The organism is Salipiger sp. 1_MG-2023, from assembly GCF_030547555.1.
Classification (GTDB): domain Bacteria; phylum Pseudomonadota; class Alphaproteobacteria; order Rhodobacterales; family Rhodobacteraceae; genus Salipiger.
On sequence record NZ_JAUOQN010000050.1, the window covers coordinates 1 to 19,374 of the forward strand.

15 protein-coding genes are annotated in these 19,374 nt (G+C 64.8%); 1 reads left to right on the plus strand and 14 read right to left on the minus strand.

The annotated features are described in order from the left end of the window. The first annotated feature begins 262 nt into the window (after positions 1–262). Entirely contained in the window at positions 263–709 is a 447-nt protein-coding gene (locus tag Q4543_RS18915; RefSeq protein WP_303440875.1) for a hypothetical protein, read from the plus strand. A gap of 180 nt (positions 710–889) precedes the next feature. Here Q4543_RS18915 and purU read toward each other — a convergent pair whose 3' ends face one another. The 14 genes from purU to Q4543_RS18985 form a co-directional block, all read right to left on the minus strand. Beyond that, a complete protein-coding gene (gene purU, locus Q4543_RS18920; protein ID WP_216005512.1) occupies positions 890–1,777 on the minus strand; it encodes a formyltetrahydrofolate deformylase in 888 nt (295 codons plus the stop codon). Next, a complete protein-coding gene (locus tag Q4543_RS18925) occupies positions 1,774–2,337 on the minus strand; it encodes a sarcosine oxidase subunit gamma (protein WP_303440878.1) in 564 nt (187 codons plus the stop codon). Before Q4543_RS18925 ends, purU begins: the two co-directional genes overlap by 4 nt. Then, positions 2,330–5,251 carry a sarcosine oxidase subunit alpha family protein gene (locus tag Q4543_RS18930; protein WP_303440880.1) on the minus strand — a complete coding sequence of 974 codons (2,922 nt, stop codon included), beginning with the start codon at positions 5,249–5,251 and terminating at the stop codon, positions 2,330–2,332. Before Q4543_RS18930 ends, Q4543_RS18925 begins: the two co-directional genes overlap by 8 nt. Then, a complete protein-coding gene (locus Q4543_RS18935) occupies positions 5,248–5,526 on the minus strand; it encodes a sarcosine oxidase subunit delta (protein WP_216005509.1) in 279 nt (92 codons plus the stop codon). Before Q4543_RS18935 ends, Q4543_RS18930 begins: the two co-directional genes overlap by 4 nt. Positions 5,527–5,535: 9 nt before the next feature. Beyond that, on the minus strand, positions 5,536–6,786 hold the full coding sequence (locus Q4543_RS18940; protein WP_303440883.1) for a sarcosine oxidase subunit beta family protein: 1,251 nt from the start codon (positions 6,784–6,786) through the stop codon (positions 5,536–5,538). Positions 6,787–6,904: 118 nt separating this feature from the next. Further along, a complete protein-coding gene (gene glnT, locus Q4543_RS18945) occupies positions 6,905–8,209 on the minus strand; it encodes a type III glutamate--ammonia ligase (RefSeq protein ID WP_303440885.1) in 1,305 nt (434 codons plus the stop codon). Between the two features lie 135 nt (positions 8,210–8,344). Further along, on the minus strand, positions 8,345–9,670 hold the full coding sequence (locus Q4543_RS18950; protein ID WP_303440887.1) for an FMN-binding glutamate synthase family protein: 1,326 nt from the start codon (positions 9,668–9,670) through the stop codon (positions 8,345–8,347). 11 nt (positions 9,671–9,681) lie between these two features. After that, positions 9,682–10,362 (minus strand): GXGXG domain-containing protein, encoded by a 681-nt coding sequence (locus Q4543_RS18955; RefSeq protein ID WP_303440914.1) that lies wholly within the window; start codon positions 10,360–10,362, stop codon positions 9,682–9,684. Positions 10,363–10,395: 33 nt separating this feature from the next. Continuing rightward, positions 10,396–11,283 carry a glutamine amidotransferase family protein gene (locus Q4543_RS18960; protein ID WP_303440889.1) on the minus strand — a complete coding sequence of 296 codons (888 nt, stop codon included), beginning with the start codon at positions 11,281–11,283 and terminating at the stop codon, positions 10,396–10,398. Between the two features lie 350 nt (positions 11,284–11,633). Then, a complete protein-coding gene (locus tag Q4543_RS18965) occupies positions 11,634–12,272 on the minus strand; it encodes an XRE family transcriptional regulator (protein WP_216005504.1) in 639 nt (212 codons plus the stop codon). Positions 12,273–12,341: 69 nt separating this feature from the next. After that, on the minus strand, positions 12,342–14,768 hold the full coding sequence (locus Q4543_RS18970) for an FAD-dependent oxidoreductase (RefSeq protein ID WP_303440890.1): 2,427 nt from the start codon (positions 14,766–14,768) through the stop codon (positions 12,342–12,344). Next, positions 14,765–15,637, minus strand: a complete 873-nt coding sequence (locus Q4543_RS18975; protein ID WP_303440891.1) for a choline/ethanolamine kinase family protein — start codon at positions 15,635–15,637, stop codon at positions 14,765–14,767. Before Q4543_RS18975 ends, Q4543_RS18970 begins: the two co-directional genes overlap by 4 nt. Continuing rightward, positions 15,634–17,982, minus strand: coding sequence for a DUF1989 domain-containing protein (locus Q4543_RS18980; protein ID WP_303440916.1), 2,349 nt, complete (start codon positions 17,980–17,982; stop codon positions 15,634–15,636). Before Q4543_RS18980 ends, Q4543_RS18975 begins: the two co-directional genes overlap by 4 nt. After that, positions 17,982–19,334, minus strand: coding sequence for an NAD(P)-binding domain-containing protein (locus tag Q4543_RS18985; protein WP_303440918.1), 1,353 nt, complete (start codon positions 19,332–19,334; stop codon positions 17,982–17,984). The genes Q4543_RS18980 and Q4543_RS18985 overlap by 1 nt, the downstream gene beginning before the upstream one ends. Between the last annotated feature and the right edge of the window lie 40 nt (positions 19,335–19,374).

Here is a 19,374-nt window from a genome sequence, read left to right on the forward strand (position 1 = left end):
ATCGCCACCGCTTTCACGGCCAACTCTCGGCGTTGCCCCTCTCGGGCCATTGCGGCGCAATGCCCTGCCGGGCAGTGCATGATCTGCGCTTCTGTGAATCGTGTCTTCTTCATCGGAATCTCCTCATTCATCCTGCCGAGAAAATTCTACTTCCGCATCCCCTTAACATCGGGGGGATTACCGGCGAGGCTGTCTCCCCGGAAAGGCTCGAGGGCGGGTTGACCCATGATTATCTGCGCCCGACGGATGCCTCAGGCACCATGTGCAATGCCTACGCATCTGCGATGCAACTGGCCAAAGCGGCCCTGTCGCCGCCGCCATAGCCGACACCCGCCGCGCGGCGGAGGCGCTCGCGCTGCGCGTCCCCGGATTCGAGCCCGCCCCCGATCTGCGCGGCACCGCAGGCAGAGAATGCCTGCATCCTCGCTCTTACGGCAGCGCTGAGCGCCAGAATCCGCCCAAACCGCCCATCAAAGCTCGCGATTTATACATCGAGATCGAGGGCGATATTGATCGCGATGCCTGCCTCTCAGAAGCACAAAGTTATCTCGGCTGCGGCAATTGCCCGACCTTCTGTCCCAACAGGGTGGTAATCAAGACCCGGGCGCTGGCAGGCGACAACTCACACTACCTATTTGATCTGAATTACTGCAAGGACTGCGGGCTATGCGCAGGAATGCCCGACCGGGCTTATTCGCATGCTACCTGAGACAGCCTGAAGCCGCACCTGATCGCAGGGTCGGATGGGGGCGCTGCCCCCACGGCCTTACGGCCTTCCCCCGGGATATTTAGAGCCAGAAGAAAACCGGCGCGCGGCGCTTTTGTCTTCTTCTGGCTCTAAATATCCCGGGGGAGACGCGCTTGCGCGGCGGGGGCAGCGCCCCCTTCTTCAGCCCATCCGTTCCGATGCATAACTTCCGGGCGAGGCCGGGAAGACCACGGTCTTGTTGCCGTTGAGGAATACGCGGCGATGGATATGCGCGTGAATGGCACGCGCCAGCACCTGCGCTTCGACGTCGCGGCCAAGCGAGACGTAATCCTCGGGCGATTGGGCATGGGTCACGCGCACCGTGTCCTGTTCGATGATCGGGCCTTCGTCCAGATCGGCGGTGACGTAATGTGACGTTGCCCCGATCAGTTTCACACCGCGCTCGAACGCCTGCTTGTAGGGATTGGCCCCCTTGAACGACGGCAGGAAGGAATGGTGGATGTTGATGATCCGCCCCGACATCGCCTTGCACATCTGATCCGACAGGATCTGCATGTAGCGCGCCAGCACGATCAGTTCGGCCCCGGCTTCCTCGACCACCTCCATGATGCGGGCTTCGGCCTCGGGCTTGTTCTCCTTGGTGACGCGGATGCAGTGGAAGGGGATGTCATGGTTTACAACGACCTTCTGGTAATCCATGTGATTGGAAATCACCGCGACGATGTCGATCGGCAGCGCGCCGATGCGCACCCGGTACAGCAGATCGTTCAGGCAATGGCCGAAGCGGCTGACCATGATGACGACTTTCATCTTCACCGCCTCGTCGTGGAATTCGTACGTCATCCCGAGGGTTCTGGCGACATCGGCAAAGCGCGCCGTCAGCTCGTCCAGCGTCGCGCCGGTTTCGGAAATCACGCTGACGCGCATGAAGAAATTGCCCGTCTCGAAATCGTCGAATTGCGAGCTGTCGGTGATGTTGCAGCCTTGCTCTGACAGAAAGGCGGCGATGGCGGCGACGATGCCTCGCGTTGAGGGGCAGGTCACGGTAAGCGCAAATCTCTTGCTCATGCAAAGCTCTCCAGTCTGAGGGCCGCCGCGTCGAGGGCGTGCCACAGGCTGCCCGCCGCCGAGCTCATGCCCAGCACCGCCAGCCGGTCCGTGCTGCGACGAATGACGAAGACGCTCAGGTGATGCAAGCCCGTGCGCGCAGCGCGTCCCGGGCAAAGCGCTGCCGGCGGCAGGTTCACCAGTTTTTCCAGAAGCCGGTCCAGCGGGGCAGCGCCTGTGGCCGAGGCGATCTCGACGCAACACCAGCCGCCGGTCTGTTCGGTGATCGAGCAGCCGGGGGCCTGCGCGCGCAGCTCGGCGGCGAAATCGGCATCGGGGCTGCGCTCTGCCGCCAGCATCCATTGGCCCGGCCCTGTCCAGAGGGCAAGCACCTCGCCCGCGGCGTTAAACGCCCCCGGCCCCGGCAGCGTCAGGCCAAATGGTGCGGGCTGCGTCTCCCCTGCCCGCAGCGCCAGCGACGCCAGCGCAAGGTCGGGATTTTCTGTCAGGCTCAGCGCGCCGCGGGCGGTGCGCCGCGGCTCGGGCGCGCCAAGGGCGCACAGCGGGGTCAGGTCAGTCACGCAGGCGGCCTCCTTCGGGGTCGATGAAATGCGGCGAGACGATCTTGCAGGGGACCTCATCACCCTCCAGCGGGTTGGCGACGATCACGGTCTCGCCCAGCCGCGCCTCGCCATCCGTCAAAAAGCCCAGCGCGATGTAGCTGTTCAAATGCGGCGACCAGCAGGCCGAGGTGATCCAGCCAAGATCGGTCTCGGTCTTGCGCTCGGCCTCTGGTGCGAACAGGTGCCCCCCGGCAAGAATGCGCGCCTGCGGATCCTGCGGCATCAGCCCGACAAGACGGCGGGTGTCGGCCATCAGCCCCTCGCGCCGGGACATCACCGCGCCGATGCTGTCCTTCTTGGTGCTGACCATCCGCCCCATGCCGAGCATCTGCGCCGAGGCCTGCCCGTTCAGCTCCGCCCCGGTCGCATGGCCCTTTTCGATGCGCAGCACGCCAAGCGCCTCGGTGCCATAGGGGGTGACGCCAAGATCTGCGCCGACCTCCATCAGTCGCGCCATCAGAGCGTTGCCATAGCGGGTCGGCACGGCGATCTCATAGGCCAGCTCGCCCGAGAACGAGATGCGGAACAGCCGTGCGCGCAGCCCGCAGACAGAAGTTTCGGCGCAAGCCATGAAGGGGAAGGCCTCGTTGGACAGATCCGCCTCGACCACGCGCGACAGCAATTCGCGCGATTTCGGCCCGGCGACGGCGATCTGCGCCCATGCGTCGGTGGTGGAAATCAACTGCACATCCAGATCCGGCCACAGGCATTGCCGGGCGAATTCCATCTGCCGATAGACCAGCCCGGCGTTGGCGGTGGTGGTGGTCACGACATAGTGCTGCTCGCCAAGCCGGGCACAGGTGCCATCGTCATAGGCGAACCCGTCCTCGCGCAGCATCAGCCCATAGCGCACCTTACCGACCTTGAGCGAGGCCATGGCGTTGCAGTAGATGCGGTTCAGGAAGTCGCCCGCATCGGCGCCCTGCACGTCGATCTTGCCCAGCGTGGTGACATCGCACAACCCGACAGCGCTGCGCACCGCCAGAACCTCGCGGTCGACGCTTTCGCGCCAATGGGTTTCACCCTTGAGCGGGAAGTACTGCGCGCGCAGCCATTGCCCGACCTCGACGAAGGGCGCGCCGCGTTGCACCGCAAAGGGATGCGTCGGCGTCAGCCGTGTCGGGCGGAAATGCACGCCACTGTCGCCGCCGCCAAGCGCGCCAAGCGCCACCGGGGTATAGGGCGGGCGAAAGATCGTGGTGCCGGTCTGGGCGATGGTCTTGCCGGTCAGCTCGGCCATCACTGCCAGCGCGGTGACATTCGCGGTCTTACCCTGATCGGTCGCCATGCCAAGCGTCGTCCAGCGTTTGAGATGCTCGACCGGACGCATGTTTTCGCGATGCGCCAGCGCGATATCCTTGACGGTGACATCGTTCTGGAAATCGACCCAGGCGCGGGTCTTGCCGGGAACATGCCACAGCGGGGTCTGCCGATGCGGGGCGTATTCGGCCAGCGGCAGCTCGGCGGGTTTGCACTCCGACAGCTGCGCGGCGATCTGCGCGCCGCTGCGCAGCGCGGCATAGGTGCTGCCATGACCGGCAGCGGCGCCTGCAACAGCCATGCCTTGGGGCAGATCGTCTGGCGGAAGGAAGGCGTTATGCGCCTGCGACCATGCCGGACGACCCCGATGATGCGAGGCAAGATGCAGGTTGGGGTTCCAGCCCCCGGAGACGCCCAGCACCGCGCATTCCAGCGTCTGGGTAAGGCCATGCTGCGTAATATCGATGGAGGACAGGCCCAGCCGCCCCTGCGTGCCGGTCACCGTTGCGCCCTTGTACAGCTGGTATTCGCCAAGGCGTTGCGCATCCTCGCGCGCATCAATGACGGCCAGCACCGGGATGCCCTTTGCCACAAGGTCGATGGCGGTGCGGTGGCCATCGTCATTGTCGGTGAAGATGGCGATGCGGTCGCTGTCCTTGGCCTGCGGCGTGACACCCCAGCGGTTGACATAGGCCCGCAGCGCGCCGCCCAGCAGGATGCCGGGGCGGTCGTTGCTCGCAAAGGGAATGTGCCGCTCGGTCGCGCCAGCAGCAAGGATCGAGCGTTTCGCGGTGATCCGCCACAGCGTCTGGCGTACCGTCTCGGGGCGCAGAAGATGGTCGCCCACCCGTTCCAGCGCGCCAAAGATGCCATGATCGAAGCTGCCGAAGATCGTCGTGCGGCGCAGGATGCGCACGTTGGGCAGCGCCGCCAGCTCGGCCTCGACCCCTTGCACCCAATCAACGGCGGGCGCGTCGTTCAGCGCGTGGCTTTCCATCAGCAGCCGCCCGCCAAGGCGCATGTCCTCATCTGCAAGGATCACGCTTGCCCCGGCGCGCCCCGCCGTCAGCGCCGCCGCAAGCCCAGCCGCGCCGCCGCCGATGATCAGCAGATCGCAATGCAGGAAGCCCTTGTCATAGGCGTCGGGGTCGGGCTCGCCGCCAAGCGCGCCAAGCCCCGCCGCGCGGCGTATCAGCGGCTCGTAGAGCTTTTCCCAGAAGGCTTTGGGCCACATGAAGGTCTTGTAGTAAAAGCCCGCTGCAAAGAACGGCGAGGCCAGATCGTTGACCCCGAGCGCATCGAAGGCTAGCGACGGCCAGCGGTTCTGGCTGACCGCCTCCAGCCCGTCATAAAGCTCGATGGTCGTGGCGCGGGTGTTGGGCTCTGCCCGCGCGCCGCTGCGCAGGGTCACCAGCGCGTTCGGCTCTTCGCTGCCCGCGGCAAAGATGCCGCGCGGGCGGTGATACTTGAAGCTGCGCCCGACAAGACGCACGCCATTGGCCATCAGCGCCGAGGCCAGCGTATCGCCGTGGTGGCCTTCGTAGCGCTTGCCGTCAAAGGTGAAGGACAGCGTGCGGCTGCGGTCGATCAGGCCGCCGGAAATGCGGGTCATGCGAGGCCTCGTTTCACGTCCGAGGCCAGCTCGGCCCCTAGAATCTCATGCGTGAGGGTGTTGCGGGTCACGACCAGCCAGGACCGGTCGCCCTGCTCGTGGAACCACAGCTCGCGGTGCACCCCCGCTGGGTTGTCGCGCAGATGGGTGTAGGCAAAGAACGCCTCGGGATCGGCATCGGTGCCGGTGTCTGGCCGGTTCAGCAGCGATGCATCGCCGAGATAGGTGAATTCCTGCGCGTCGCGAAGGCCAAGAAGCGGATGGGGGATCAGCATATGAGCGCCTCAGTGCAGGTTCGGCTGGGCGCCAGCGCCCTTTTCGTCAATGGGATAGCCACGCGCAAAGCGATCAAGGCGCATCTGCGTGGCGGTCTCGTGCGGGCGCCCGGTGCTGAGCAGATGGGCAAAGGCATAGCCGCTGGCCGGGGTTGCCTTGAAGCCGCCGTAGCACCAGCCCGCGTTCAGGTAGAGCCCGTCGATATGGGTCTTGTCGATGATCGGAGAGCCGTCCATCGACATGTCCATCACCCCGCCCCAAGCGCGCAGCAGCCGGGCACGGCCCAGCATGGGAAGGATCGCCATGCCGCCTTCGGCCACGTCTTCGATCACCGGCAGATTGCCCCGCTGGGCGTAGGAATTATAGCCGTCGATGTCGCCGCCAAACACCAGCCCGCCCTTGTCGGACTGGCTGACATAGAAATGCCCCGCGCCAAAGGTGATGACCCCGTCGATGACCGGCTTGAGCCCTTCGGAGACGAAGGCTTGCAGCACGTGGCTTTCGATCGGCAGACGCATGCCCGCATGGGCCATGACGCGCCCCGACGATCCAGCAACAGCGACGCCGACCTTCTTGGCCCCGATATAGCCGCGCGAGGTCTCGACGCCCTTGATGCGGCCCGCGTCGATGCGAAAGCCGGTGACCTCGCAATTCTGGATCAGATCGACGCCCTTGCGGTCGGCCCCGCGCGCATAGCCCCATGCGACACCATCGTGCCGCGCGGTGCCGGCGCGGCGTTGCAGCAACCCGCCCTTGATCGGAAAGCGGGCGTTGTCGATGTTGAGCGCCGGGTACATGGCGCGCACCGCATCCTGATCCAGCAGTTCGGCATCGGCGCCCGCCAGCCGCATGGCGTTACCCCGACGGCGAAACCCGTCGCGCTGCCCGTCGGAATGGCACAGGTTCAGGATGCCGCGCTGGCTGACCATGGCGTTGAAGTTGAATTCCTGCTCCAGCCCTTCCCAGAGCTTCATCGAGAATTCGTAGAACGGCTCGTTGCCGGGCAGCAGGTAGTTGCTGCGGATGATCGTGGTGTTGCGCCCGATGTTGCCAGACCCAAGCCAGCCCTTTTCCAGCACCGCGACCTTCAATTCATTGAAGGTGTTGGCAAGGTAATAGGCGGTGGCCAGCCCGTGCCCGCCGCCGCCGACAATGATGATGTCGTATTCGGGCTGCGGCTCTGGATCGCGCCAGAGCGGCTTCCAGCCCTTGTGGCCGGTCAGCCCTTCCCAGATCACGCGAAACCCGTTGAACTGCATGGTGCTGTCGATCTCCTGAACATATGGTCATGCGAGGCCAGAACTTTCGGGACTGAAAGCGCTGGCCGACGCAATAGGCGTAGGGCGAAAAATCCTGCTAACTCAGACTCTTCGCGCCTCAGATGTCAAGCGTGTTCGCCCGCTCCCAAGCCGAGAAATGCGACACGAAACTGTCCCATTCGCGGCGCTTGAGGGTGATGAACGCCTTGGAGAAATCGGCGCCAAGTCTGGTCTTCAACTCGCTGTCCTCGTCGAAGGCGCGGATCGCATCGAGCATGTTGAGCGGCAGCTTCGGCGCATCGGTGATCTTGTGGCCTTCGGCATACATGTCGATATCGTAGCGCGGGCCCGGATCGGCGTTGCTGGCAAGGCCCGACAGGCCGGTGGCAATGATCACCGCCTGCAGCAGGTAGGGGTTGGCCGCCCCGTCCGGCAGGCGCAATTCGAAGCGGCCCGGGCCGGGCACGCGCACCATATGGGTGCGGTTGTTGCCGGTCCATGTCACGGTGTTGGGGGCCCATGTCGCGCCGGAAACGGTGCGCGGGGCGTTGATGCGCTTGTAGCTGTTCACCGTCGGGTTGGTGATCGCCGCCATGCCGGTGGCGTGCTTCATGATGCCGCCGAGAAAGGCGCGTCCCTGATCCGACAGGCCAAGCTCTTTGCTGTCATCGGCAAAGGCATTGCTGGTGCCGTCCGCGTTCCAGACCGAGATATGGGCGTGGCAGCCGTTGCCGGTCAGCCCCTCGATCGGCTTGGGCATGAAGGTGGCGCGCAAGCCATGGTTTTCAGCAACCGATTTCACCATGAACTTAAAAAAGCTGTGGCGGTCGGCGGTGACCAGCGCATCGTCGAAATCCCAGTTCATCTCGAACTGGCCGTTGGCGTCCTCGTGGTCGTTCTGATACGGGCCCCAGCCGAGATCGAGCATGTAGTCGCAGATCTCCGAGATCACATCGTAGCGGCGCATCACCGCCTGCTGGTCGTAGCAGGGTTTTTCGGCGGTATCGGCAGCATCCGAGATGGCGTCGCCCTTGGGGGTGAGCAGGAAGAATTCCGCCTCGATGCCGGTCTTGACCCGCAACCCCTGTTCGGCGGCCTCGGCGACCAGCTTGCGCAGCACGTTGCGGGGCGCCTGCGCGACCTCCTGCCCTTCCATCACCAGATTGGCCGCAACCCAGGCGACCTCGGGTTTCCAGGGCAGCTGGATGACGGTGTCCGGGTCGGGCATGGCCAGCATATCGGCATGGGCGGGCGTCATATCGAGCCATGTGGCAAAGCCCGCGAAGCCCGCGCCATCCTGTACCATGCCCTCGATGGCCTGCGCCGGGACGAGCTTTGCCCGCTGCCCGCCAAACAGATCGGTGTAAGAGATCATGAAATATTTCACGCCCTTTTCGCGGGCGAAGGCGGCGAGGTCGGTCATGGGTTTTCCCTGTCGTTCTTTTCTTGTTTCGGATCGCCTGTGCGGCGATCCGGCCGGGTGGGGGTTTCACCCCCACACCCCCAGGATATTTGGCGCCAGAAGAAGCTGGAAGCTCTGGCGGGGTGGCAGGCGGGGTCAGAAACCGCCTTTGCCCGGAATCCAGTCGGTTCCGGCCAGCGGGACCTGCGCCATGGCAGCGGCTTCAATGGTCAGGGCCACGAGATCCTCGGGTTCGAGATTGTGAACATGGCTCTTGCCGCAGGCGCGCGCGAGGGTCTGGCATTCCAGCGTCAGCACATTGAGGTAGTTGCGCAGGCGGCGGCCTGCCTCGATCGGGTCAAGCCGGGCCATCAGTTCTGGGTCCTGAGTGGTGATGCCCGCCGGGTCGCGCCCTTCGTGCCAGTCGTCATAGGCGCCGGTGGTGGTGCCAAGCGCCCGGTAGTCCTGTTCCCATTTCGGATCGTTGTCGCCCAGTGCCACCAGCGCCGCGGTGCCGATGGAGACCGCATCCGCGCCCAGAGCCAGCGCCTTGGCGACATCGGCGCCGGTGCGGATACCGCCCGAGACCACCAGCTGCACCTTACGGTGCATGCCCAGATCCTGCAGCGCTTTGACCGCCGGGCGGATGCAGGCAAGCGTCGGGGTGCCGACGTTTTCGATGAACACATCCTGCGTTGCCGCAGTACCGCCCTGCATGCCATCAAGCACGATCACATCGGCGCCCGCCTTGACGCTGAGCGCAACGTCGTAATAGGGGCGCGCGCCGCCGACCTTGATGTAGATCGGTTTTTCCCAGTTGGTGATCTCGCGCAGCTCGAGGATCTTGATTTCCAGATCGTCCGGGCCTGTCCAGTCGGGGTGGCGGCAGGCGGAGCGCTGGTCGATGCCCACCGGCAGATCGCGCATGCCCGCGACGCGTTCGGTGATCTTCTGCCCCAGCAGCATGCCGCCGCCGCCGGGCTTGGCGCCCTGCCCCACGACCACCTCGATGGCGTCGGCGCGGCGCAGATCGTCGGGGTTCATGCCGTAGCGGCTGGGCAGGTATTGATAGACCAGCTTTTCGCTATGGCCGCGCTCTTCTTCGGTCATGCCGCCGTCGCCGGTGGTGGTCGAGGTGCCTGCCAGCGACGCGCCGCGCCCGAGCGCCTCTTTGGCGGGGCCAGAGAGCGAGCCAAAGGACATGCCGGCGATGGTGATCGGGATCTTCAGCTCGATGGGTTTCTTGGCAAAGCGGGTGCCAAGGGTGACCCCGGTTTCGCATTTCTCGCGGTAACCTTCGAGCGGGTAGCGCGACATCGACGCGCCAAGGAACAGCAGGTCGTCGAAATGCGGCACCCGGCGTTTGGCGCCGCCGCCGCGAATGTCGTAGATGCCGGTATGGGCGGCGCGGCGGATCTCGGCGTTCACCTCGTTGGAGAACGTCCAGGACTGGCGCGGCAGTGTCTGCGGAGTGTCGTTCATGCCCATGTCCTTCAGTATTCGTCTGCGTGGTCGACGTTGAAATGATACAGCTTGCGGGCAGAGCCGTAGCGTTTGAATTCCTCGGGCTTTGCATCTGCGCCAGCGCGGGTCAGCAGATCGGCGAGTATCTCGATATGTTCAGGGCGCATGTCTTTTTCGATGCAATCCGCGCCCAGAGATTTCACCGAGCCACGCACGAAGAGCCGCGCCTCGTATAGCGAATCCCCCAGCGCATCGCCGGCATCGCCCAGCACCACGAGGTTGCCGCTTTGCGCCATGAAGGCGGACATGTGGCCGATGTTGCCATGCACCACGATGTCGATGCCCTTCATCGAGATACCGCAGCGCGAGCTGGCATTGCCCTTGATCACCAGCAGCCCGCCATGGGCGGTGGCCCCGGCATATTGCGAAGCATCGCCATCGACGATCACTGTGCCGGACATCATGTTTTCCGCCACCCCCGGCCCGACAGAGCCGGTGACATGCACCGTGGCCAGCTTGTTCATCCCGGCGCAGTAATAGCCGGTGGACCCTTTCACCGTGACCTCGATCTCGGCATCGAGCCCCACCGCGATGGCATGGCTGCCGCGGGTGTTGAGGATCTCGAATTGGGTGTAATTGGTCGAGGGCGCGGCTTGCAGCGTCGCGTTGACCTCGCGCAGTTCGATCTGCCCCATGTCGAGGGTCTGCACGTCAGAGACGGCTTGTTTGGTCGCGGCCATGGCTCAACGCTCCCAGAAATAGACGGTGGCGGGTTCGGGTTCCCAGACGCGGGCGGTGTCGATCCCCGGAAGATTGGCGAAGGCGCGGTATTCGCTGCCAAAGGCGACGTAATCGTCGGTTTCGGCCATCACCGCGGGCTTGCAGGCGATCGGGTCGCGCACCACGCCAAAGCCGTTTTTCGTGCCCATGACGAAGGTGAAGAACCCGTCAAGATCATCGAGCGTGCCTTCGAGCGCCTGACCGAGGTTGGCACCTTCAGCGATGCGGGAGGAGATGTAGCAGGCGGCGACCTCGGTGTCGTTTTCGGTTTTCGGGGCAAAGCCCTTTTCACTGAGGATGCGGCGCATGGTGTTGTGGTTCGACAGCGAGCCATTGTGCACAAGGCACTGATCGGCATCGGTGCTAAAGGGGTGCGCGCCCAGCGTCGTCACCGCCGATTCCGTCGCCATGCGGGTATGGCCGATGCCATGGCTGCCGCCCATGGCGCGCAGGTTGAACCGGGCCGCGACATCGCGCGGCAGGCCGGTTTCCTTGTAGATCTCCATCGCCTCGCCCACGCCCATGATGCGCAGGCCGCGCGCCTCGAGGAAGGCCACGGCTGTCTTCAGCGCGTCTTCGGCAACGGTTAGAACCGCATGGGTATCTGCCTGCTTCATCGCGACGGGGGTGCCCAGCGCCTCGCCCAGCGCCACATCAAGGCCGGCAAAATCGCTCGCCGGGCTGTCCGACTGGACGGTGATCTTGTGCCCGCCCGCATCGGCGCCATAGATCGCGATGCCCGCGCTGTCCGGGCCGCGGTCGGTCATGGTGATCAGCATGTCCGTCAGCATGTCGCCAAGCTTTGGGCGCAGGTCTTCCTTCTTGAGGAAGAGTCCGACAATGCCACACATGGGATTTCTCTCCGTTCCTGAGGGGTCTGCGCCCCGGTTTCGCCACTCGGGATACGCTGGCGCAGATTTCCTTACAAGAATATTATTTCACTTCAGGAAAAGATTGTGATGCAGCGCTGCAGATGCATTCCGAATAGGCAACCGCCGGGTTTTGCAAAGCCAACACCAGATCCCCGGCAGATCCGCACAAGGGCATCTGTCGCGCGCATCGCTTCGCCGCGTTTCCTGCTGTCTGGCGCTGCCACCGCCGACAGCGGGTTTCAGCCCGACGCGCCGCGCCTTGGCGAGAGGCTTGCTTTGCCGACAGACAAAGCTGCGCGGAAGACCTTACTAGCGCCAAAGCTGCGTCTTTACCGCGCCTGCGGATAGGTGATGATCGACAGGTAGCGCGCCGGGATTTCGACCAGTACTTCGGGCCCGTGCGGCGCATCGGAATCGAACAGCAGGGAATCGCCGGGTTCCAGCAGGTACAGCTGATCGCCGTGGCGATAATCGATCACCCCGTCCAGCATGTAGATCAGCTCGATCCCCTCATGCTGGAAGGCCGGGAACCGGTCCGAGGCTGAATCAAGCGTGATCAGGTACGGTTCGACCACAACGCCGGAATTATTCGACCCGATGTGGCCCAGCAGGTTGTACTGATGCCCGGCGCGGGTGCCTGCGCGTTCGATCTCGGCCCCCTGCCCGGCCTTCACATGCATCGCCCCGCGCGGCTCTTCGAAGCCCGAGAACAGCTGCACCAGTGGCACCCGCAGCGCATTGGCCAGCGCCTGAAGCGTCGTGAGCGAGGGCGAGATCACCCCGTTCTCGATCTTGGACAGCATCCCAACCGACAGCCCGGTCTGCTGCGCCAGTTCCGAGCCGGTCATGCGCTGGCGCTTGCGCAGCTCGCGCACCTGTCGGCCAATCGCCACCTCGAGGTTCTTTTCCCGCAGCTCGCGCACCGCGTGCGGGTTCTGGGTCAGTTTTGAGGGCGATGCGCTTTTCATGAGGGATCCGTCCTTGAGGGTACCCTGTGGTGCAGGCGGAGCGCCGGTCATGTCAATCCTCCAGACGGTTCACGATTTCAGCCGCGCCCCGGCGGGATCGTATAGCGGCGACAGCGTCACCTCGCAGGGCACGCGCTGCATCGCCACCTCCAGCTCGTAGCTGCCCGAGGCGATCCAGTCCTTGGTCACGCCGCCGGGGTGTTTCAGATAGCCCATGCCAATCGCCTTGCCCAGCGTATGGCCGAAGCCGCCCGAGCTGAGATAGCCGACCCGCTCGCCGTTGCGGAACACCGTTTCGCGCCCCAGCAGGATGACCTCTGGCGCGGCGGTAAAGGTGGCAAGGCGCCGGGTCAAGGCGCGCTGCTTTTGCGCCAGCAGCGCGGGCTGGCCGCGAAACGCCTTGCCCTGCGCCACGGCAAAGCCCAGCCCGGCCTCGTAGGGCGTGCTGTCGGGGCCAATGTCGCTGCCCCATGCGCGGTAGCCCTTTTCCAGACGCAGGCTTTCGATGGCGCGGTAGCCTGCATCGACCAGCCCATGCGCCGCGCCCGTCATGTGCAGCGCATCGAACACGCTGGTGGCATATTCGACCGGCAGGTGCAGCTCCCAGCCCAGCTCTCCGACATAGCTGACCCGCAGCGCCCGCACCGGCGCGCCCGCGATGGCGATCATCTGCGCCGTGCCAAAGGGGAACGCGGCGTTCGACACATCCGCCCGCGTCACCGCCGACAGGATGTCGCGCGCCTTTGGCCCCATCAGCGACAGCACCGCGGTGCCCGAGGTCACATCGGTCAGCTGTGCGTTCGCCCCCGCCAGCCCGCGCCTGATCCAGTCGAAATCGCGAGTGGCAAAGCCGGTGCCGGTGACGATGTAAAACGCCTCGGGGCCGGTGCGGACCACCGTCAGGTCCGCCTCGATGCCGCCGCGATCGTTGAGCATCTGGGTATAGGTCAGCGCGCCCACCGGCCCGCCCACGTCATTGGCGCAGATCCGTTGCAGGGCGGATTCAGCATCCGGGCCTTGCAGCCAGAACTTGGCAAAGGAGGTCTGGTCGATCAGCACCGCCGCCTCGCGCGCGGCGCGGTGTTCGCGGGCGACGGCGGCGAACCAGTTGGGGCGCTCATAGGTATAGATGTCTTTCGCCACCTCGCCGGGGGCGGCGAACCAGTTGGGGCGCTCCCAGCCCATCTTTTCGCCGAACACCGCGCCGCGCCGGGCAAGCCGGTCGTACAGCGGCGAGCGGCGGGCCGGTCGGGCGCTGTCATGTTCCTCGGAGGGCCAGGCCATGGTGTAATGCTTGCCATAGGCTTCGACGGTGCGGGTGCGCACCCAATCGGTATCGAAATGCGGGCGGCCAAAGCGGCGGATGTCGACGGGCCACAAATCCATCGGCGGCTCGCCCTTGGCCACCCATTCCGCCAGCGCCATGCCCGCGCCGCCGCCCGAGGCGATACCAAAGGCGTTGAACCCGGCCCCGACAAAGAACCCCGGCTGCTCTGGCGCCTCGCCAAGGATGAAGTTGCCATCGGGGGTAAAGCTTTCCGGCCCGTTGGTCAGCGTCTTGATGCCGGCGGTTTGCAGCGCTGGCACGCGGCCCAGCGCCAGTTCCATGATCTGTTCGAAATGATCATAGTCGCTGCTTAGCAGCGTGTAGTGAAAGCCCTCGGGAATGCCCGAAATCGCCCAGGGCTTGGGGTTCGGCTCGTAGCCGCCCATCACCAGCCCGCCGACCTCTTCCTTCCAGTAGGTCAGCCGGTCGGGGTCGCGCAGGGTCGGCAGATCGCGGGTGACGCCCTCGATCGGCTCGGTCACCATGTACTGATGTTCCATCGACACCAGCGGCACGGTGACCCCCAGCGGCGCGGCGAAATCGCGGGTCCATTGGCCGCAGCAGGCGATGACGATGCCGGTCTTGATAAAACCCTGCGCCGTCTGCACCCCGGTGATGACGCCGTTTTCGCGCGTGACCGACAGCGCCTTGCAATCCTCGATGATCTGCGCCCCGGCCATGCGCGCGCCCTTGGCCAGCGACAGGGTGATGTCCGACGGGTTGGCCTGCCCGTCGGTCGGCAGATAAGCCGCGCCGATCACGTCGGACACATCCATCAGCGGCCACAGCGATTGCGCCTCAAGCGGCGTCAGCAGCTGCATATCAAGGCCGAAGCTGCGGGCGGTGGTGGCCTGACGTTTCACCTCCGTCCAGCGCTCGGCATTGCAGGCAAGGCGCAGACCGCCATTGCGCTTCCACCCGGTCGCCTGCCCGGTCTGGGCCTCGAGCGTGTCATAGAGTTTCACCGAATAGCCCAGCAGCTCGGTGATATTGGCCGAGCTGCGCAGCTGCCCCACCAGCCCCGCCGCGTGAAAGGTGGTGCCCGAGGTCAGCTTATGCGCCTCGAGCAGCACCACCTCCCAGCCGAGACTGGCAAGGTGATAGGCGGTCGAGCAGCCAATGATGCCACCGCCGACGATGACGGCGCGGGCTTGGGTCGGGAAGGTCATCGGGCGGTCCATGTCTCAAGGGCGGCGCGATAGCGGGCGAGGTTCTCGCCAGTATAGGCCACATAATCAAACTCGATCTGCGAGGTCAGCTCGGACACCATCGACCACATCGCCTCGCGCAGCAGCGAGGCGCATTTCATCGCCCCGTAGCGGCGCAGGTAGGCGGCATCGGGCGTATGGCCAAGATACAGGCCGAGCATCTCTTGCTCTGCCCCATCGGGAAGGCCCGCATTCGACGCCAGCCCGCCCAGATCGAACAGCGGCGCATTAAACCCGCCATATTCCCAATCCACCAGCCACAGCCGGTCTTCGGCGCGCAGGATGTTCTGCGGCAGCAAATCGTTGTGCCCCAGCACCATGTCGATGGGCTGCACCGCCTCTTCCAGCTGCATCGCCTCGCTCATCAGCTGCGGGATCAGGGACAGGTGGGGCGATCCGTGGCGGGCAAGGTAGCTGGCATAGCTGCGCAGCACGTGAAAGACCCAGAAGGTCAGCACCGGGCCGGTGACACGGCGGGTCAGATCGCGGTGCACGCGGGCGACAAGATCCACCGCGGCGCGCAAAGTGGCGGGGTCGTGCAGATCGGCCTCGGTCAGCGCGGTCGAGGTGATGAAATCGGTGATCATCACGCCCGGCTCGGCATGGCGCAAGGCCGGGGAAATCCCCGCCTCTGCCGCCGCCTGCGTCAGCGCCTGTTCATTCCAGCGCATCACCAGATGTTCGGGGATATCCTGCCCCAGCCGCACCACGTATTGCCGCCCCGCGCAGCTCACCACGTAGTTGAGGTTGGTGATGCCCCCGGTCAGCGGCGCGATCTCGATCGGGCCGGACCAGAACGCCAACGCCTTTACGCGATCTTCTAGGGTCATGCGTCGTAATCACCCTTGGCACGGGATTTGGTCGGGTCGAAATGCGGAAACGCCACGACGCGCGCCGTCAGGCGTTTCTGATGCCCGTCGAGCTGCCCGATCTGCAGCTCGGTGCCGAGGATCGCGTGAAGCGCTTCCACACGCGCCAGAGCGATGGTCTTGCCAAGGATTGGCGAGCGGGTGGCGCTGGTGATCACCCCGACCTGCACGCGCCCCAGCCGCACGCAATCACCATGCGACGGCACGGTGGTCGCATCGACCTCCAGCCCGACCAGTTTGCGCTGCGGATGCGCCTTGCGTTCCAGCAATGCTTCGCGCCCCGAGAAATCGGCTTCCTTGCTTTTCAGCGGCACGGTAAAGCCGATGCCCGCCTCGAACGGGTCGGTCTGATCATCGAATTCATGGCCGGCAAAGGCCAGCCCGGCCTCGATGCGCAGCATGTCCAGCGCCGCCATGCCGAGCGGCTCCAGCCCATAGGCCTGCCCCGCCTTCCAGATCGCATCGAACACCTCGGGCGCGTCCTTGGGGTGGCAGAAGATCTCGTAGCCCAGCTCGCCGGTATAGCCGGTGCGCGAGATCATCACCGGCGTGCCGGAAAAATCCCCCAGCCGGGCGATGGTAAAGCGGAACCAGCCGAGGTCTTCGACGCTCGCACGATCCGGCGGGGTCCAGAAGATCTGCGACAGGATCGCGCGCGCGTGCCGCCCCTGCAGCGCAACATTGTGCAATTGGTCGGTCGAGCTGCGCACATGGGCGTCAAGGCCCAGCGCCGCGGCCTGGTCGCGCAGGAACATGCCGGAATGATCGCTGCCGCCGATCCAGCGGAAATTGTGATCGCCCAGCCGGAACACCGTACCATCGTCGATCATGCCGCCATGCTCTGCGCAAACGGCGGTATAGACCACCTGCCCGACGCTGAGCTTTTCGATATTGCGGGTAACGCAAGCGTTCATCAGCGCCAACGCATCCGGGCCGGTGATTTCGAACTTGCGCAGCGGCGAGAGATCCATGATCGCGGCCCGCTCGCGGCAGGCCCAGTATTCGCCCAGCGTGCCGGTGCCGGGAAAGCTGTTCGCCAGCCAATAGCCATTATATTCGATGAAATCGCGGGTATGCGCGGCAAAGCTGGCGTGAAAGCCCGTCTCTTGCGTATGAATCGCGTCGTCCTCCGGGCGCTTGCGCCAGCCGATCGAGCGGCGGAAATCCTCCGCCGCGCCATAGGTGCGCAGCTGAATGTCGGTTGGGGTCCAGCCATTGGCCGGGTCGATATCGTCGGGGCAGGCCGTCGAGACGCAGACCAGATCGCTCAGCGCCCGCAGCAGCACGTAATCGCCGGGGCGCGACCATGGCTCATCGGTGACGATGCCATGATCGGCGTCCAGCAGCGTGTTGAAAAAGAAGTTGATGGCGGGCCAGCCGGCACGTGGGCGCACGCCGTAGGGACCCAATGACAGGTTGATGTTGTCGGTACAGTTCACATGCCCGAAATAGCCCATGTCGTCGTAATAACGCGCGGTACAGGCCAGCCCGAAGGTGTCGTGCCGCCCACAAGTGTCCTGTACGATCTCGACCAGCGGTTCGAAATCCACGGTCCAGTATTTCGCCGCGAGGCCCGGCTTGGGGTAGACGCGCCCGGTCATCGAGCGGGTGGCGGTCGGATCGATCTCACGCGGGTGGCCCGCATCGAGGCTGCGCGCGCTGAACGCCTGAAAATCCGAACATTCGCGGCCCTGCACGTCGAGCACCTGAATGAAGGCCCCCTTGGGCACCTCGTAGATGAACGCCTCGCCGGGGGCGATGTTGCGGTCGATCACCGGGTCGGCCAGCGGATCGGGGGCGCTGTGCGGGCGCTTGAACGCCGGATCGGCGCGGTTGATCCACAGCAGCAGGTCGGTGACGGTGTCCTGCGCATCGGGGGTCATCGGCCCGCCCGGCGCGCCCACCACCAGCAGCCCGCCGCCCTGCGCGACAAAGCGCACACTGTCGCCGGGGCGCGAGCCCTCGGCAAACACCCGCACCGCGCGTGCGCCGCCAAGATCGAAGCCCGCCGCACCCAGCGCCCGCGCCACGCCGCGCCCGGAGGCCGTTTCCAGCAGCGTCGCCTTCAGCCCCTCGGGGCCGCAATTGCCCACCGCTCCGATCAGTCCCGGGTCGCCCACCCCCGCTGGCGTGAAAGCGACCAGTTCGGCCACCTGCCCGCCCTCGCGGTCCTCCACGGTGATGACATCGCCCGCGTGGATTTCCACCGCCCGCGAGCCGCCCCCCGGCACCGGGTGCCGCTCTGTGCCCGGCGGCAAGGACAGGCCCGGGGTCAGCACCCCCCGCTTTGGCACGGCAAGATCCATCACTCGGCGGCCTCTGCCCCGGTCTGAAGATAGCTTTCCAGACTGTCATCCAGCGCATGCCGCCACGGGGTGTGATGCGGCGGTGCCATGGTGCCGGTCATCGGCGAGACATAGCCATTGTCGCGGAACGCCATGATGGCTTTCTTCTTGTGTTTCTTCCACTGGAAGAACGCCTCGTTGGCGCCCTCGACGTTGAAACTGGGGTAATCGGTCTCGGCGATCAACTCTTTGACGTACTCGCCCTGATAGACGATGGCATCGTGATCATCGCCCACCAAGTCTTCATTGGCCTGACGCCGGGTCCAGTCGGCCTCCATGGCCGCGGCATCCGGCAGGACGATCTTGCCAAGGATACAGTCGCGCACCCACCACGCCTGCGCGTCGAACATGTTGAACGTGTACCACTGGTCCTGCATCCCCAGATAGAACAGCTTGGGATTTCCGGTATAGACCACGCCCTTGTACAGATCGCTCGCCGCCAGCCGGTTCGCGGTCTTGAGCCGCAGATCATCCCCAAGGAAGGGGAAATGGTGCTTGTAGCCGGTGCACAGGATGATCGCATCGACCTTTTTGCTCGTGCCATCCTTGAAGGTGACGGTCTTGCCCTCGACCTTTTCCAGCGCCGGAACCTCGGCCCAGTTCTCGGGCCACTCATAGCCCATCGGTGCTGTGCGATGCGCCACGGTGATCGACTTCGCACCGTATTTCCAGCATTGCGAGCCGATGTCCTCTGCGGAATACGAAGTGCCGAGGATCAGCAGATCGCGGTCTTCGAACTCGCGCGCATCGCGAAAATCATGGGCGTGCAGGATGCGACCGTTGAAGCTCTCGAAGCCGGGATAATAGGGCACGTTGGGAAAGCTGAAATGCCCCGAGGCGACAATGACATGGTCGAACTCTTCGGCGCTTTCGCTGTCGGTTTCGCAATTGCGCGCCTTGACGGTGAACAGGCCCGACGCCTCGTCAAAGGTCACATCGCGCACCACGGTCGAAAACTGGATCCAGTCGCGCACGCCAGCCTGTTTCACCCGGCCTTCGATGTAATCGAACAGCACCGCGCGCGGCGGATAGCTGGCGATCGGCTTGCCGAAATGCTCGTCAAAGGTGTAATCGGCGAATTCCAGCCCCTCCTTGGGGCCGTTGGACCACAGGTAGCGATACATCGATCCATGCACCGGGTTGCCGTATTCATCGACCCCGGTGCGCCAGTCATAGCGCCAAAGTCCGCCCCAGTCGGGTTGCTTTTCATAGCAGACGATCTCGGGACTCTCGCCGCCCGCCGCTTTGGCCGACTGAAAGGCCCGCAGTTGCGCCAGCCCCGAAGGCCCCGCGCCGATCACGCAAATCCGCATTTCCGTCTCCCTGTTCATGTGCAATCGCACTAGGCATATT

Excerpts from the sequence above, each read along its gene's own strand:
- purU (WP_216005512.1), bottom strand. The coding sequence starts at position 1,777 with ATGAGCAAGAGATTTGCGCTTACCGTGACCTGCCCCTCAACGCGAGGC.
- Q4543_RS18930 (WP_303440880.1), bottom strand. The coding sequence starts at position 5,251 with ATGACCCGCATTTCCGGCGGCCTGATCGACCGCAGCCGCACGCTGTCC.
- Q4543_RS18935 (WP_216005509.1), bottom strand. The coding sequence starts at position 5,526 with ATGCTGATCCCCCATCCGCTTCTTGGCCTTCGCGACGCGCAGGAATTC.
- Q4543_RS18940 (WP_303440883.1), bottom strand. The coding sequence starts at position 6,786 with ATGCAGTTCAACGGGTTTCGCGTGATCTGGGAAGGGCTGACCGGCCAC.
- glnT (WP_303440885.1), bottom strand. The coding sequence starts at position 8,209 with ATGACCGACCTCGCCGCCTTCGCCCGCGAAAAGGGCGTGAAATATTTC.
- Q4543_RS18950 (WP_303440887.1), bottom strand. The coding sequence starts at position 9,670 with ATGAACGACACTCCGCAGACACTGCCGCGCCAGTCCTGGACGTTCTCC.
- Q4543_RS18960 (WP_303440889.1), bottom strand. The coding sequence starts at position 11,283 with ATGTGTGGCATTGTCGGACTCTTCCTCAAGAAGGAAGACCTGCGCCCA.
- Q4543_RS18965 (WP_216005504.1), bottom strand. The coding sequence starts at position 12,272 with ATGAAAAGCGCATCGCCCTCAAAACTGACCCAGAACCCGCACGCGGTG.
- Q4543_RS18970 (WP_303440890.1), bottom strand. The coding sequence starts at position 14,768 with ATGACCTTCCCGACCCAAGCCCGCGCCGTCATCGTCGGCGGTGGCATC.
- Q4543_RS18975 (WP_303440891.1), bottom strand. The coding sequence starts at position 15,637 with ATGACCCTAGAAGATCGCGTAAAGGCGTTGGCGTTCTGGTCCGGCCCG.
- Q4543_RS18980 (WP_303440916.1), bottom strand. The coding sequence starts at position 17,982 with ATGGATCTTGCCGTGCCAAAGCGGGGGGTGCTGACCCCGGGCCTGTCC.
- Q4543_RS18985 (WP_303440918.1), bottom strand. The coding sequence starts at position 19,334 with ATGCGGATTTGCGTGATCGGCGCGGGGCCTTCGGGGCTGGCGCAACTG.